The sequence below is a fragment of the Burkholderia sp. Ax-1720 genome (assembly GCF_011753035.1).
In the GTDB taxonomy this organism is placed as follows: Bacteria; Pseudomonadota; Gammaproteobacteria; order Burkholderiales; family Burkholderiaceae; genus Burkholderia; species Burkholderia gladioli.
Genome location: NZ_VWWK01000014.1, coordinates 15,267 through 30,147, shown reverse-complemented (window position 1 = coordinate 30,147; position 14,881 = coordinate 15,267). Strand labels below are relative to the sequence as shown.

15 protein-coding genes are annotated in these 14,881 nt (G+C 67.4%); 4 read left to right on the top strand and 11 right to left on the bottom strand.

Annotated elements, in window-relative coordinates:
• The first annotated feature begins 6 nt into the window (after nucleotides 1-6).
• The gene (locus F3J18_RS06970; protein WP_166912167.1) at nucleotides 7-693 is read left to right on the top strand and encodes a hypothetical protein; all 687 of its coding nucleotides are present in this window, start codon (nucleotides 7-9) and stop codon (nucleotides 691-693) included.
• Nucleotides 694-876: 183 nt separating this feature from the next.
• Nucleotides 877-3,132, top strand: coding sequence for a glycogen debranching protein GlgX (gene glgX / locus F3J18_RS06965; protein ID WP_205195337.1), 2,256 nt, complete (start codon nucleotides 877-879; stop codon nucleotides 3,130-3,132).
• 289 nt (nucleotides 3,133-3,421) lie between these two features.
• On the opposite strand, the gene F3J18_RS06960 is transcribed toward glgX, so the two are convergent.
• The 4 genes from F3J18_RS06960 to F3J18_RS06945 all read right to left on the bottom strand — a co-directional run bounded on the left by F3J18_RS06960 (nucleotide 3,422) and on the right by F3J18_RS06945 (nucleotide 6,054).
• Nucleotides 3,422-3,721: a type II toxin-antitoxin system RelE/ParE family toxin gene (locus F3J18_RS06960; protein ID WP_166912165.1), complete on the bottom strand. Its 300-nt coding sequence runs from the start codon at nucleotides 3,719-3,721 to the stop codon at nucleotides 3,422-3,424.
• A complete protein-coding gene (locus tag F3J18_RS06955; protein ID WP_096751910.1) occupies nucleotides 3,711-3,956 on the bottom strand; it encodes a type II toxin-antitoxin system ParD family antitoxin in 246 nt (81 codons plus the stop codon). Before F3J18_RS06955 ends, F3J18_RS06960 begins: the two co-directional genes overlap by 11 nt.
• Nucleotides 3,957-4,344: 388 nt before the next feature.
• The gene (locus F3J18_RS06950; protein ID WP_166912163.1) at nucleotides 4,345-5,214 is read right to left on the bottom strand and encodes a type 1 glutamine amidotransferase domain-containing protein; all 870 of its coding nucleotides are present in this window, start codon (nucleotides 5,212-5,214) and stop codon (nucleotides 4,345-4,347) included.
• Between the two features lie 30 nt (nucleotides 5,215-5,244).
• Nucleotides 5,245-6,054 (bottom strand): SDR family oxidoreductase, encoded by an 810-nt coding sequence (locus tag F3J18_RS06945; protein WP_166912161.1) that lies wholly within the window; start codon nucleotides 6,052-6,054, stop codon nucleotides 5,245-5,247.
• Between the two features lie 259 nt (nucleotides 6,055-6,313).
• Between F3J18_RS06945 and F3J18_RS06940 the strand changes: the two genes are divergently transcribed.
• A complete protein-coding gene (locus tag F3J18_RS06940; RefSeq protein ID WP_025097347.1) occupies nucleotides 6,314-7,261 on the top strand; it encodes a GlxA family transcriptional regulator in 948 nt (315 codons plus the stop codon).
• 101 nt (nucleotides 7,262-7,362) lie between these two features.
• Here the strand turns inward: F3J18_RS06940 and F3J18_RS06935 are convergent, their stop codons facing one another.
• The 7 genes from F3J18_RS06935 to F3J18_RS06905 all read right to left on the bottom strand — a co-directional run bounded on the left by F3J18_RS06935 (nucleotide 7,363) and on the right by F3J18_RS06905 (nucleotide 13,947).
• Entirely contained in the window at nucleotides 7,363-8,724 is a 1,362-nt protein-coding gene (locus F3J18_RS06935; RefSeq protein WP_166912159.1) for an MmgE/PrpD family protein, read from the bottom strand.
• Nucleotides 8,725-8,846: 122 nt separating this feature from the next.
• Complete coding sequence (locus F3J18_RS06930; protein ID WP_025097349.1) at nucleotides 8,847-9,767, bottom strand: LysR substrate-binding domain-containing protein; 921 nt, start codon at nucleotides 9,765-9,767, stop codon at nucleotides 8,847-8,849.
• 200 nt (nucleotides 9,768-9,967) lie between these two features.
• Nucleotides 9,968-10,573: a thiamine pyrophosphate-dependent enzyme gene (locus F3J18_RS06925; RefSeq protein ID WP_166912157.1), complete on the bottom strand. Its 606-nt coding sequence runs from the start codon at nucleotides 10,571-10,573 to the stop codon at nucleotides 9,968-9,970.
• An 8-nt stretch (nucleotides 10,574-10,581) separates the two neighbouring features.
• Nucleotides 10,582-11,097, bottom strand: coding sequence for a thiamine pyrophosphate-binding protein (locus F3J18_RS06920; RefSeq protein ID WP_166912155.1), 516 nt, complete (start codon nucleotides 11,095-11,097; stop codon nucleotides 10,582-10,584).
• Nucleotides 11,098-11,261: 164 nt separating this feature from the next.
• Nucleotides 11,262-12,596, bottom strand: coding sequence for an MFS transporter (locus F3J18_RS06915; protein WP_166912153.1), 1,335 nt, complete (start codon nucleotides 12,594-12,596; stop codon nucleotides 11,262-11,264).
• Between the two features lie 219 nt (nucleotides 12,597-12,815).
• Nucleotides 12,816-13,211 (bottom strand): tautomerase family protein, encoded by a 396-nt coding sequence (locus F3J18_RS06910; RefSeq protein WP_166912151.1) that lies wholly within the window; start codon nucleotides 13,209-13,211, stop codon nucleotides 12,816-12,818.
• A gap of 187 nt (nucleotides 13,212-13,398) precedes the next feature.
• Nucleotides 13,399-13,947 (bottom strand): MarR family winged helix-turn-helix transcriptional regulator, encoded by a 549-nt coding sequence (locus F3J18_RS06905; RefSeq protein ID WP_166912149.1) that lies wholly within the window; start codon nucleotides 13,945-13,947, stop codon nucleotides 13,399-13,401.
• Between the two features lie 131 nt (nucleotides 13,948-14,078).
• Between F3J18_RS06905 and F3J18_RS06900 the strand changes: the two genes are divergently transcribed.
• Entirely contained in the window at nucleotides 14,079-14,825 is a 747-nt protein-coding gene (locus tag F3J18_RS06900; RefSeq protein WP_166912147.1) for an SDR family oxidoreductase, read from the top strand.
• Nucleotides 14,826-14,881: the final 56 nt, after the last annotated feature.

The following is a 14,881-nucleotide window of genomic DNA, read 5'->3' as shown; positions in this document are numbered from 1 at the left end:
TTCGGCATGCACCGAAACACCGCCAGTTACCCCCGGCTGCTCGCACGAAAACGCGGGCGGCGGATAGCGATGACTTTGCAGTTTTTGCCAAAAACCGGAATAGCGATGAACAATTTTCAACACGAAGGCTCGGCCGGCGGCGGCCGATGCGGCATCGGCGCCGAGCGGCTGCCGCTTCGCGGCGACCTCGGCAAGATCGCAGCGCCCTTTGTCGGATCGGTTTATTCGGGATCGGATATGAACGAAAAGCATGGTGAAGGCAGCCTGTTCGGCCTGGCGCAAGTCCTGGGCGGCGCGCCCTCGGAACGTCAGGCCGCCGGGGGCAACCCGGGATCGATCGCCAGGCCGTTCGAATGCCTGGGCCGGACCTGGATCGTGCATCGGGCCAGCGTGGCGAACCTCGGCGACATGCCGCGCTACGACATCGTCGACATGGAAACGGGCCGCAGCCAGGGCCAGGTCGCCGCGCCGACCCTCGCGGCCGCGCGGATCCTGGCGATCAGCTCGATGACGATGATGCCGATGCCCACCGCGAGCGAGCTGATCCGGCCTCGCCCGGCCGCCGGCAAGGCGAACGGGGCCGAGCGCCGCAACGATCCCTACCCGGCGCGCCTGCCGGCGCTCGACGCGGCCGCGGCTTGCGAACGCCCGCTGGCCGACGGCGGCATGCCGGGCGCGCACGGCACGGCCTGATCCGCTCGACGCGGCAGCGCCCGGGCCGCGAGCACGGCACCGCGTTCGGTGCCGTGCTCTTGTATTTCGTACACGGCGCGCCGACGGAATCGGCCAAGCCGGCGCCGCCCGGCGCGAGGATCGCGTCGATGCCATTCGCGGCCCGGTTTTTGCTCGGCTCCTGCACCCTTCAGGAGCCTTGCCATGTCCACCGCCTTCGATATCCCGCAGTCCACCACCGCTGAACGAGCGACGCCGCCCGCTTCCCGCGAGGGCCGCTTCGCCCGCGCCATCCAGGAAGGACAGCCCTTCCCGCTCGGCGCGACGTGGAACGGGCAAGGCGTGAATTTCGCGCTGTTCTCCGCCCACGCCACCAAGGTGGAGCTTTGCCTGTTCGACGAGGACGGCAAGACCGAGCTGGAACGCATCGAGCTGCCCGAATACACCGACGAGGTGTTCCATGTGTTCGTGCCGGGCCTGGCGCCGGGCGCCGTGTATGGCTATCGCGTGCACGGCCCCTACGAACCCGAGCGCGGCCATCGCTTCAATCCCAACAAGCTGCTGCTCGATCCGTATGCGAAGGTGCATGTCGGCGAGCTGGTCTGGTGCCCCGAGATCTTCGGCTACACGCTCGATTCGCCCGACGGCGACCTGTCCTTCGACGAACGCGACAGCGCGCCCTTCGTGCCGAAATGCAAGGTGGTCGACTCGACCTTCTCGTGGACCCATCCCGATCGCAACGGCCTGGCGCCCGATCGCGTGATCGTCTACGAGGCGCACGTGCGCGGTTTCACGAAGATGCACCCGGAGGTGCCCGAGGCGGCACGCGGCACCTTCGCCGGCTTCGCGCACGAGCAGGTGATCGACTACCTGAAGGGGCTCGGCGTCACCACGGTCGAGCTGCTGCCGGTCCACACCTTCGTCAACGACAGCCACCTGCTCGACAAGGGCCTGACGAACTACTGGGGCTACAACACGATCGGTTTCTTCGCCGCCGACCCGCGCTATTTCGCCGACAAGCAGGCCTCGCTGGCCGAATTCAAGGAGATGGTGGACCGCTACCATCACGCCGGCCTCGAGGTGATCCTCGACGTGGTGTACAACCACACGGCGGAAGGCAACGAGCGCGGGCCGACGCTGTCGTTCAAGGGGATCGACAACGCATCGTATTACCGGCTGATGCCCGACCAGCCGCGCTACTACATCAACGACACCGGCACCGGGAACACCTTCAACCTGTCCTGCCCGCGCGTGCTGCAGATGGTCACCGACAGCCTGCGCTACTGGGTGGCGGAAATGAAGGTGGACGGCTTCCGGTTCGATCTCGCCACCATCCTCGGCCGCGAGCCGCATGGCTTCGACGAGGGCGGCGGCTTCCTCGACGCCTGCCGCCAGGATCCGCTGCTCGCCAGCGTGCGGCTGATCGCCGAGCCCTGGGATTGCGGGCCCGGCGGTTATCAGGTGGGCGGGTTCCCGCCGGGCTGGTCGGAATGGAACGACACCTTCCGCGACACGGTGCGCGCCTTCTGGAAGGGCGACGAGGCGATGGCGCCCGAGCTTGCCCGGCGGATCACTGCCTCCGGCGACAAGTTCAACCATCGCGGGCGGCGCCCCTGGGCCAGCGTGAACTTCATCGCCGCGCACGACGGCTTCACGCTGAACGACCTGGTCTCGTACAACGACAAGCACAACGAGGCCAACGGCGAGGACAACCGCGACGGCCACTCGGACAACCGCTCCTGGAACATGGGCGTGGAAGGCCCCAGCGACGATCCGGACATCCGCGAGCAGCGCGAACGCCAGAAACGCAACATGCTGGCGACGCTGCTGCTCTCGCAGGGCACGCCGATGCTGCTGGGCGGCGACGAGTTCGGCCGCAGCCAGCGCGGCAACAACAACGCCTATTGCCAGGACAACGAGATCAGCTGGATCGACTGGCCCGGCATCGACGAGGACGGCCGCGCGCTGGCCGACTTCGTGCGCAAGCTGACCACCTTGCGCCAGCGCCTGCCGGTGCTGCGTCGCGGGCGCTTCCTGACCGGCGAGCACAACCCGGCGCTCGACGTGACGGATGCGCGCTGGCTCTCACCGGCGGGCGAGGACCTCACGCAGGCGCAATGGGACGATGCCTCGATGCGCTGCTTCGGGCTGGTGATCGACGGGCGCGCGCAGGCCAGCGGTATCGTGAAGGCGGCGTCCGACGCGACCTTGCTGCTGGTGTTCAACGCGCATTTCGACGTGGTGGATTTCACCCTGCCCGAGATCCCGGAAGGCGAGCACTGGACCTGCCTGCTCGACACCAATGTGCCCGTGCGCGACGCGCTGCCCGAACTGCGCAGCGGCGACGTCTACCAGGTGACGGGACGCTCGCTGCTGCTGTTCGCGCTCGAGGCGCCGAGCGCCGCGACGCAGCGTGTGTTCGATCGCCTGGAGACGGCGCTGACCGACAACGCCGAGTGAAGCCGGCCTATCGGCCGAGGAAGCGCGCAGGGGAAACGGGTTCCATATAATTCATGACGTCTTGATTTGTCATGATTGGCCCGAGCAGCACTTGCACGACCTGAACGGGATTGGCCGCCTCCAAGGCCTCGACGGCGGCCTGGAGTCGTTCGAATTCGACCGATGCATCGCATTGCATGGTCTCTCCCGAGTGATCGATATAGGTCTTGAACGCTCGGCCTCCTCAGACCAGCCGTTTCCCCATGGGACTCGTCGAGCCAGCGCGAGCCGCAAGCTCGGTCGTGTCCCGCTACAAATGCCGGTCGACGTCCATGCGCTGATGCAGCACGCGAATCACGTCCAGGGTAGCCTGCGTTTCCCGATAGAAGACCACGTGAGACCCCACCAGGTAACGCCGATAGTCATCGCTCGCGCGGCTAGATCGCCCTACCCAATCGCCGCGTGCCAAGCGCTCGAATGCCTCAACCAGGTCGCCCACGTAGCGCTCGGCCTGCTCGAGTGACCACTGCTCGAACGTGTAGGTCCAGATATCCTCGAGATCCGCCTCGGCCAACGGCGTCAGTCGCACCGCCCGTGCCTTAGCCCACATGCTTGACGCGCATGCGCGCAAGGAACGCCTTGCCGTCGAAGGCCGCCGGCGCGCCGGATGCCTCACCTGCGCGCAGTGCTTCCTGCAAGGCCTTTAGCTCGGTTTCCTGCGTCTCGAGCAGCCGCAAACCGGCCCGAACCACGTCGCTGGCCGAGCCATAGCGCCCGGACGCGACCTGGGTATCCACGAACTGGGTCAGGTGATCCCCCAGCGAGATCGATGTATTCCGCGGCATCGTGCACCTCCTCATGAGGTTTCAATCATATACCAAAATTTGGTATCACTCGGGACAGCGTCCGCAGTCGGACCCGCGATAAGCATCGTTATGAGGTGAGCCACGTTTGCCTCGCCCTAACCGGCCGCCAAACACACACCCCCTGTAACCCGCTTCAAAGAGATCTGGACGGCGCGATAGTTTGGACTGCCCGGGGAATGCTAGACGCCGCTGGCTCATGATTGCTCGCCGGCCTTCCAGTGGAAGTCCAGAACCGCAATCAGGCTCGCGTTCCGATCTGATATCGGGGGAAACCGCGAGCGGCTGTCGATCTCTCAAAGTGATATCGCGATCGCCACAAACACGAGGGCAGCCGGACATCTCCCGTCCAGCCCCCTCCCCTCCCCCCTCAGCGCACCCGCGCGTTCAACTTCTCCACCAGCACATCGCCGAACTCCGGCGCCGACATCGGCTGCTGCCCCGTGATCAGTTCGCGATCGACCACCACGTTGCTGTGCCAGTTCGCCACCGAGTCGACATGCGCGCCGGCTTCGGCCAGGGCATTCACCGGATAGAACTGCACATTGCCGCCCAGCCCGTTCGGCCCTTCGAGCGCCTGTTCCTCGCCGGTCGAGAACACCGTCAGGCGATAGCCGGCATACGGCCAGCCGCTCGCCAGGGCATTGGCCTTGCCGTCGTTGGCGATCATCGACTGCACGAAGGCATGCGGATCACGCAGCGCGGCGAGCAGCACGATCGGCCCGTGGCAGATGATGCCGGTGGGGCGGCCGCTGTCATGGAAGCCCAGCAGGATCTTGCCGAGGTTGCGGTCTTCCAGCAGGTCCACCATCGGCGCGTGGCCGCCCGGGATGAACAGCCCGACATAGCCGCCGGTGCCTTCGGCCACCACCGAGGCCAGCGTCTTCGGGTGCTCGAGCTGCGCGATGCCTTGCGCGTACTTCAGCGCATCGGCACGCGCCGCGTCGTCGTCGCCGAAGAACATCTTGTTGTTCGAATTCGCGTCCATCGCCGGCATGTCGCCCTTCGGATTGGCGATCACCGGCTCGTAGCCCGCCTCCACCAGCTTGCGGTAAGGCACCACGAATTCGTTGAGGTAGTAGCCGGTCGGGTACTTCTTGCCGTCGCGCAGGTCGAGTTGATGGGCACTCGACATCACCACCAGCACCTTGCCGCGCGACTGCGCGGAAGCGCCAAGGGGAACGGCGAAGGTGGTGGCCGCCGTCAGCAGGGCGGCACCGATCTTGAACAGGTTCTTCATGATGGGAATCCTTCAGGAAAGGGCAACGATTCAGGCACCGGCCTTGGCGTCCAGCACGTAGCGCGGCGCGGCCTGGGCATTGGCGAACTGCGGTGCCAGCGCGCGGCGGTCCGCTTCCCAGCGCGTCCAGCCCTCGCCGTCGTGCAGGGTCGGGATGGTCACCAGTTCGCCCGCGTCGAGCCCGACCAGGGCGGCATCCACCAGGTCCTCGGCGGTCATGGTGCTGGCCGCTTCCTTCTGCTTCGCGTAGCCGGCCACGTCCCAGAACTCGGTCGCGGTCGCGGCGGGCAGCACCGACTGCACGCGCACGCCCTTGCCCGCCAGATCGCGCTGCAGCGCGTGGCCGAAGCTCAGCACATAGGATTTCGATGCGCTGTAGACGCCGTTCAGCATTTCCACGGCAATCCCCACCACCGAGCCGATGTTGACGATGGTGCCGGCGCCGCGCGCCACGAAGGCCGGCGCCACCGCGTAGGTCAGCCGCGTCAGCGCGGTGATGTTCAGCTTGATCATGTCCTCCATGGCGTCGACATCGCCATTCAGGACCGAGGCGACCGAGCCGATGCCCGCGTTGTTCACCAGCATCGTGATGCCGGCGTTCTCGCGCAGCACGCTCTCGACCTTCGCCAGCGAGGCGCGGTCGTTGAGGTCGGCGGCCAGCGGCGTGACCGAGCGGCCCGTTTCGGCCGCCAGGCGGCCGGCGAGGGCGTCCAGGCGATCCTGGTTGCGCGCCACCAGGATCAGGTCGTAGCCGCGCTTGGCCAGGCGGTCCGCGTAGATGGCGCCGATGCCGGCCGAGGCGCCCGTGATCAATGCGATTCCTTTCGTCGAGGCAGTCATGTCTTTTCCTTTCGTTGGGGTGATCCGGCTGGGTGCCGGTTCGTGAAGGGAATTCTGGTCGTGACCGCGCCCATCCTCAATGTCGGATATGCAATGATTTAGGACATGGCTGGCAGGAAGGCCGGCATGGACGGCAGGAACGCCGAATGACAGGGAATCGAAAGGGAAACGACGAAAAGTAGCGCGACGGGCACCCCGCTCGATCATGTCCGCATCGTGCTAGATTCAATCAATCCGGACATTCGCCCTGTCAAACGCCATGCATTCCGTCGGTCTCGTCGTCTACCCCAATTTCCAGTCGCTGGCGCTCGCCGTGGCCAGCGTGTTCGAGTACGCGAACCTGCTGCACGGCGACGAGGTCTATCGCTTCCGCATCGTCTCGGAGCACGGCGGCCTGGTGGCCTCCTCGCAGGGTTTCTCGGTGCAGAGCGAGCCGCTCGCCGAGGAGGGCTACGACACGCTGATCGTCGCCGGCGACAACGAATGCCGGCTTCCCTCGGCCGCGCTGCTCGACTACACGCGCCGCGCGCCGCAGCACTCGCGGCGGGTGGCCTCGATCTGCACGGGCGCCTTCGTGCTGGCCGAAGCGGGCCTGCTGGAAGGCAAGCGCGTGACCACGCACTGGCTCCATGCACGCAACTTCAAGAAGCAGTATCCAGGGGTCCAGCTCGACGAGGACCGCATCTTCGTGGTGGACGGGCAGATCTGGACCTCGGCCGGCATGAGCGCGGGCGTCGATCTCGCGCTCGCCATCGTGGAGAGCGATCTTGGCCTGGAGACGGCGCGCGGCGTGGCCCGCAAGCTGGTGCTGTACCAGCGGCGCGGCGGCGGGCAATCGCAGTTCTCGGCCCTGCTCGAACTGGATGCGCGATCCGATCGGGTCCAGATGGCGCTCGCCTATGCGCAGGAAAACCTCGCCAGCGATCTGTCCGTGGAGCGGCTGGCGGAAGCCGCACACTTGAGCCCGCGCCAGTTCAGCCGCGTGTTCCGCGAGGAAACCGGCCAATCGCCCGCCAAGGCGGTCGAGCGGCTGCGCGTGGAGGCCGCGCGCCTGATGATGGAAACCACCCGCCATCCGATCGAGGTCATCGCGCGCGAAACCGGCTTCGGCGATCGGGAGCGGATGCGCCAGGCCTTCCTGCGCGCCTTCGGCCAGGCACCGCAGACCATCCAGCGAGCCGCGGGCAACGCGCCGCTCACGGCCTGAAGTTCGAGCAGGCTCGGTCGGCGCGAAGCACCGGATCGCTTCGCTCGGCCCCTCCCCGCCAGCAGACCGTCACATCGCCGGCCGACCCGGCGATGCCATGCTCATCCGCGCGTTTCGGGCAGCAGCCTGGGTACCGTAGCCGCCTCGGCGAGACGCCAGATCGCCGCGATCGACGCATCGATTTCCGCCTCGCTCGCGGCCTGCCCATAACTCGCGAGCGTGCGCAGCTTGTGTTCGAGTTCCGCGCGCGACAGGGTATTGCCGGGATCGCCCTTCGGCTCGTCGACGCGCCCCTCGAAGCGCCGGCCATCCCGCGTCTCGACGGTCACCTTGCCGATCCAGCGCGACGGATAGGCGGCATCGACCTCGGCGTCGAGTTCCATGTGGACCAGCTCGCGAAAGCGCGCGATATCGGCATCGAGATAATGCTCGTCGAATTCGTGCACGCCGGCATGCCGATAGCGCGCAACCAGCCCCAGCACGGTACCCATCGAGAACTTCGCCTGGTGGATGGTTTGCGGCCGCGTCACCGGGCCCAGCACGTCGATCGCGGCCTGGTGCACGTGCGTCGTCACGCGCTCGATATCCTCCGCTTGCAGCGCATGCCGGTCGAGCACATGCAGCAGCGCATCCGCCGCGGGATGCGTGTGGCGGCACGAGGCATGGAACTTGAACGAGGTTTCGACCAGCGCCCAGCGCGTTCCCAGGCGATCGACGAGCTGGGCCGGGAAGGTCTGCTCCGACATGCCCGCGCCCATCCCCTTCTCGCCTTCCAGGATGTTCGCGGCACCCGTGAAGCCGTCGGCTGCCAGGTAGGCGGCCAGCAGGCCATTCACGGCGGCCTTGGCGGTATGCAACTGCTTCGAATCGGCGGCGTCCTTCAGGAACTCCCACAAGCCGGCTGCCTGCGTGCCGGCCGAGCCGAACGCATGCAGCATGCGCGCGCCGTCGAGCCGGAGCAGATGGCCGACCGCGGCGGCGGCCGCCAGCGTGCCGACCGTGCCGGTGGTGTGGAAGATCCGGTAATGCGAGCGCCCGAGGAATTCGCCGACGCGAATGCCGACCTCGTAACCCGCCACGCAGGCGGCCAGGAATTCGCGGCCGCTGCGCCCCAACTCCTGGGCGGCGGCCCAGGCCGCCGGAAATACCACGGTGGCCGGATGCAGCACCGAGCTGTTGTGCAGGTCGTCCTGTTCGGCGAAGTGCGAGGCCGCCGCGTTCACCAGCGCGGCGAACAGCGCGCTGCTCGAGCGGCGAAACGGCAGGATCTCGCAGGGTCCGCTCGCCGGGCCGAACCTCGCGGCCAGCCGCTCGATCGCCTCGACCGGGCGCCCCGTGCGGCCCGCCAGCGCGGAACCGTACCAGTCGAGGAACAGGTCCTCGGTTTTCCTGATGACTTCGATGGGAATCTGCTCGTAGCGCAGGTCGGCGGCGAAGCTGGCGAGGATCTCGGTGTGGGTCATGAATGTCGGAAGGCCGGGAATGGAGACCAGCTAGCCTGACGCAGCCGAAGGCCGCCGACAATTCGTGCTTTGCAAACGGGGATTTAAGGAGCCGTTAAGCCCCTGGTTCAAGCGGCTCAGGCTCAGGCGAGCGGCAGCGCATCCGCGGAACCGGCGCGGCTCGTCAGTTGGTTGACGAGATCGCGCGTGAACGACGGCAGCAGCTCGAGGCTGCGGAAGCAGATCACCAGGTTCCGGATCGACCAGGCATCCTCGATCTCGACCAGCCGCACATCCATGGCGCGCACATAACGAACCGCCGACGAAAGCGGCAGCACGCCGATGCCGATATCGGCCTCCACCATCCGGCACAGCGCCTCGAAATTGCCGACCTCGATGCGCACGTGCAGGCTCTTGTGCATCTCACTGGCCACGCGGTTCAGGAAGCCGTGGATCGCGCTGGCCTCGGGCATGCCGATGAAGTCGTAGCCCATCGCGTCGGCGAACGGAATCGAGGCGCGCGCGGCGAGCGGATGCGAGGGATTGACGGCGAGGATCAGCTTGTCCTGTCGATAGGGCAGCGTCATCAGCGAGTCGGCGCGGCCGTCGCCGGCCACGATGCCGACATCGGCCCATCCCTCGCTGACGGCCCGCACGATATCGGGGCTCAGCCGCTCCTTGATGCCGATGCTGACATCGGGATGGCTGCCCAGGAAATCGCGCAGGTCGGCGGGCAGGAACTCCGTGGTGGCCGTGGTGTTCGCGAACAGCCGGATATGCCCCTTGATGCCGCGCGCGTATTCCTGCATGTCGCCGCGCAATTGCTCGAGCTGCGACAGCACCATCCTGGCGTGATGGAGAAAGGCCTGCCCCGGCGGCGTCAGGGTGACGCCCTGGCTGGTGCGGAACAGCAGCTTGGTGCCCATGCTCTCTTCGAGATTCTTGATGCGCGTGCTGGCCGCGGGCACGGACATGCAGGAACGTTCGGCGCCGCGCGTCAGGCTGTTGGTTTCCGCGATGCTGCTCATCAGGCGCAGATCGACCAGATCGAAATGCATGGCCATGGTTCATCCTTCCCGGGCGCGAAACGAATCCGCGGATCTTATCAACAAACGGAAGGGCGAAACATGCGTGATTCCATGCAGGCCGGCGGCGATCGGCCTCGAAGATAGGGCTGCCAAGTGATTTTTTTCGAGCCCTTGTCCGTGCGATGCACGCCGAGGTACGGCATGCATCGCGCGGCAGGAAAAAACGACGCCGCGCCCTACTGGCTCGCGTGCGCCGCGGCGCCGAGCAGCGCTTCGCGGAAGCGGCTGCGCAGGTAAGGACCATCGCGCGGCGGCAACTGCACCGGCGCCGGATCGGTGCTGACCTTGACCGTGGCGAGCACCGGCCCGGCACCGTTCAGCAGGCTCTCCACCGCGTCCTCGAGTTCGCCTTCGGTGGTGACGGTCCGCGCCTCGGCGATGCAGGCGGCCCGGGCGATCGCCGTCAGGTCGACGCCGCGCCCCGCGTGCGCCGGCTGCATGCCGGTTTCGGCGTAATGGCCGTTGTCGATCACCACGATCGACAGGTTGGCCGGATGATCCACGCCCACCGTCGCGAGCGAGCCCAACCCCATCATCATCTCGCCGTCGCCGACGAACACGATCACGCGCCTGGACGGTTGCGCGCGCGCGAGGCCCAGCCCGAAGGCGACCGCGCCGCCCATCGCGCCCCACAGATAGAAGTTCTGCGCGGTGTCGCCGGCCGCGGCCACGTCGAAAGTCGGATTGCCGAGGCTCGTCACGGCCAGCACGCGATCGGCGCGATCGCGCAGGATGCGCCGGACCGCGGCACGGCGATCCAGGGGCTTCGAGGTTTGGGTCATGGTTCTGCTCACTTTTTGAAGTTTTTCGTGCCGATCACGCGCTGGCCGATCAACACGGCCACCATGCGCGAAGTCTGGAAGGCGAAGTTCAGCGCGGCCTGCACGGTGGGCGCGACCTCGTCGGGCTGGTCGGCGCGATAGACGTAGACGCCTGCCGATTCGAGCGCGTCCTGGGTCGACTTGCCCATCGCCACCTGCCAGGGATTGAACTCGCCCCACTCGCCGCGCATGGTGACGAGCATCAGGATCGGCATGCGGCACTCGTGCTGCAGCGACAGCATGTTGATGCAGTTGCCCACGCCGCTCGACTGCAGCAGCAGCACCGCCTTCTGGCCGCCGGCCCAGGCGCCGCCCACCAGCGCCACGCCTTCTTCCTCGGTGGTCAGCGATACCGCGTGGATGCCGTCGTCGGCCTCGCAGAGTTCGATCAGCCGCTTGTGGCCGGCGTCGGGCACATAGGCGACCTGGCGCACGTCGGACGATTTGAAATGCTCGAAAAGGGTTTCGGGCCAGTGTGTTGACATGGTGGACTGAACCTGTGGTGTCGTGAGTGGAAGGTCGTTGTCGGGCGCATCGAGGCTGGAGCGGATGCGGTTCCCGGATGACGAGAGCGTGACGCGCCGCGCCGGCGAACTCAATTCGCGATTGCCGAACGGGCGCTTAAGCCCAAGTTAACGTGGACGCCGCATCAGGCGTCCTTCGGCAGATGGCGCGCCGCGGCCAGGCCGACCAGGGCACAGCCGATGCCGCAGACGAATACGCTGGTGTAGCTGCCCGTCATGTCGATGAAATAGCCGGAGACGATCGGCGCCAGCGATCCCGCGACTTGCGCGACGGTATTCATGAAGCCGCCGATCGGCCCGGCGGCCGAGGTGGGAAACAGCGTGGTCGTGTAGGGCCAGACGAGCACCCACATGTTGACGAACACCGAGAACAGCACCGCGACCAGCATCACCATCGAGACGGGCACCCGGCCCGGCCCCGCGATCGAACACAAGGCCAGCAAGCCGCATAAGGCGGCCACGCCGCAGAGCGAGGCGCGCAAGGTTCGCGAGCGGCCGAAGCGGTCGGAGGCGAGGCCCGCCAGCGGCTGGCACAGCGCGGCGGGAACGGCCGCGATGAAGGCCCACAGCAGCCCCGCGTGGATCACGTCGACGTGATAGCCGGCGGACAGGAAGGCCGCGAACCAGGTCCACACGAAATACTTGCAGACGATGAAGCCGGAATAGGAGATCGTGAGCACGTAGGGATAGGGCGAGCCGCGCATGATCCGGCGGAACGTGATGCGCGCGGCGCCCGGCTCGGTCGACGAAGGCCCGGATCGCGGTGCCGCGTCGAGCGAGGCCAGCCCGACTTCCTCGGGACGATCACGCAGCACCAGCGGGATCACCGCCATCATGACCAGCCCCGGCACCGCCGACAGGATGAAGCCCGATTGCGTGGCCGATAGCCCAAGGATCGCCGCGTTGCCGCTCAGGAAGATCGGCATCAGCGCGCCGCCGGCGCCGGTGCCGAGCGCGCCGCCCATCGCCAGCAGGCCGGTCTGCATGCCGCGCAGGCGCGGCGCGAACCAGCGGGCCAGCATCGGATTGACGGGCACCCAGACGGCCGCGGCACCCAACCCGATCATTGCGCGCGCAACGATCGCCAAGGCAACGCTGTCGATATGCACCGCGAAGGCGATGCTCGCCGCGGCGATCATCGCGGTGCCGATGCTGACCGTCCAGCGCGCCCCCAGCCAGCGCTCGCTGACGATCCCCCACGGCAATTGCCCGGCCGCGTAGGCGATCAGGAAGGCCGCGTCGATCCAGCCGACCGTCGCCGCATTCCAGTGATACCGCTCGCGCAGCAGCGGGATCACGGTCGGAATGTTGTAGCGCATGAACAGGTCGATGTAGTACGCGATGCCGGCCGTGGCGAGGATCCACCAGGACCGCCGGTAAGCCAGGGGCCGGGCGGTCGAAACCGTGCTCGGGCCCATCCCGGAAAGGGCTTCCCGGGAAGGTGGGCGTATCGCCGCCATGCGCTCGTCTCCAGTCCGTTGTGCTTGTGCCCGCGTGCCCGGGTTCGTGGCGCCCGGGCCGATGGCTTGCACGCCATACTGTTCGCAAAGCGGCTCGCGACCAATACGCTTTTCTGGAAGGGGGGCTTAAGGGTCGATGAAAGCCGCCCGGCGGGCGGCGCCATCGATGCTCCGGCGGCCTCGCGCCGCGGAGCGGGTCGCTCGAATCGACCTACCGGCTCACTGCTCGCCGGGCGTCCACTCGGGGCTGTAGCCGCCGAGCGCCGGGTGGTACATCTCGTCGCCGGAATGCTGGGTGAACTCGACATTGAGCCGGTCCTCGCGCAAGCCGAGGATCTCGACGCAATGCGCGCACAGCGCCTTGGCCACCGCCATGCGCTGCTCCGGCGGCCGGCCCTTGCGGATGTCGAGCATCATCACGGCCACCGGCACGGGCGCCTCGCCGGCCTCGGCGACGCGCCACACGCCGCCTGCCCCCAGTTCGCGGATCGCCACGCTGATGCGCCGGATATCCACCTCCATCATGCGGGCATAGGTCTCGCTCATCTCGGCGGCGAGCCGCTGCTTCTGCTCCACCGAATAAGCGTCGTTCACGTCGAGTTGCAGATAGGGCATGGGTTCGAGCCTCCTGAAAAAGATGTCGCGCCGGCACGGCGCCGGTGCCAGCAGCCGATTCTTGCATCCGCCGCCGCGCGCCTTCCATGTCGAATCCGCAAGGATTCGGGACAGGCGATACCGCTCTTCGTCTCGTGATCGCCCCGGGGCGCGGGCAGCGGCGCCCTGCCCGCGCCAGCCTGGCGGTCTAGCCCGCTCCGCTGCCTTCCGCCTCGGCCTCGCGATACGCGGCGAGGAAATCGTCCGAAGCCACATGGTCGGCAAGGGCGCGCAGCGCCGCGGCCGGCTCCTTGCCCAACACGGCCTCGACGCGCCGATTGACCTCGCTCCAATGCGCGTAAGCCTCGCGCAGGCAGGCCTGGCCGGCGGGCGTCAGCGCGGCGCGCTTGGTGCGCCCGTCGCGTTCGTCCTGCCACAGCTCGACCAGCCCGTCGCGGATCGGCGGCCGCAGCGCATGCGTGAGCGCCGAGACCTGGATCGAAAGGCGCGCCGCCAGATCCTGCAGCGCGGGCGGCACGCCGTCCCCCGCGGCCGTGAGGCGCTCGATCTCGGCCAGCAGCCCCACCTGGGTCGCCTTCAGGCCCAGCGCGTCGAAGGCGTCGTCGTAGAGGTTGCCCAGGCGGCGGGCGGCCCGCCGCAGCGCGGTATTGATGCAGGCCGGCGGCTCGGGAAGATCCCGGGCCGCCGCGGTGGCGCCGGCTTCGGGCGCCGGCGCGATGACAAGTTTTTTTCCCATGTCGAGAGAATGGTTGAGTACAGCACCATTTGACAAGCCCGATCGTCATCGCCATATACTTGAGCCCTCAATTATTTAATTGAGGGCTCAAGCTATTGACGAGCCACCTCCACTCCAAGGGAATCTTTCAGATGAAACTCGCAGGCAAAGTCGCGATCGTGACGGGCGGCAGCTCGGGCATCGGCCTGGCCAGCGCCCGGGCCTTGATCGCCGAGGGCGCGCATGTCTACATCACCGGCCGTCGTGCCGGGGAACTCACCGCGGCGGCGGCCGCGCTCGGCGACGCCGCCACGCCGATCCAGGGCGACGTGGCGAATCCGGCCGATGTCGATGCGCTCTACGAACAGGTGCGGGCGCGGCACGGGCATCTCGACATCGTGTTCGCCAACGCAGGCTTCGCCACGCTGGCGCCGCTCGGCGAACTGAGCGAGGCGCACGTGGATGCGCTGCTGGACACCAACGTCAAGGGCGTGATCTGGACGGTGCAGAAGGCGCTGCCGCTGATGCGCCCCGGCGGCTCGATCATCCTCAACGCCTCGATCGTGGCCAGCAAGGGCTTCGGCAACTGGAGCGTCTACAGCGCGAGCAAGGCCGCGGTCCGCTCGTTCGCGCGCACCTGGGCCGCGGACCTGCGGGGCCGCGACATTCGCGTCAACGCCGTGAGCCCCGGCGTCATCGAAACGCCGGGCCATGAAAAGACCGGCACCACCGAGAGCGAGCGGCGCGGGTTCTTCGAGCACGCGGCGAACGTCATGCCGCTGGCCCGCACCGGCCGCGACGAGGAGGTGGCCAACGTGGTCGCGTTCCTCGCCTCCGACGCGGCCAGCTTCGTGACGGGCAGCGAGATCTTCGTCGACGGTGGCATCGCCCAGGTCTGATGCCGCGGCGGCGCCTTCGCGAAGGCGGTGAGGCCGCCTATCCCGGCCGGCCGCCG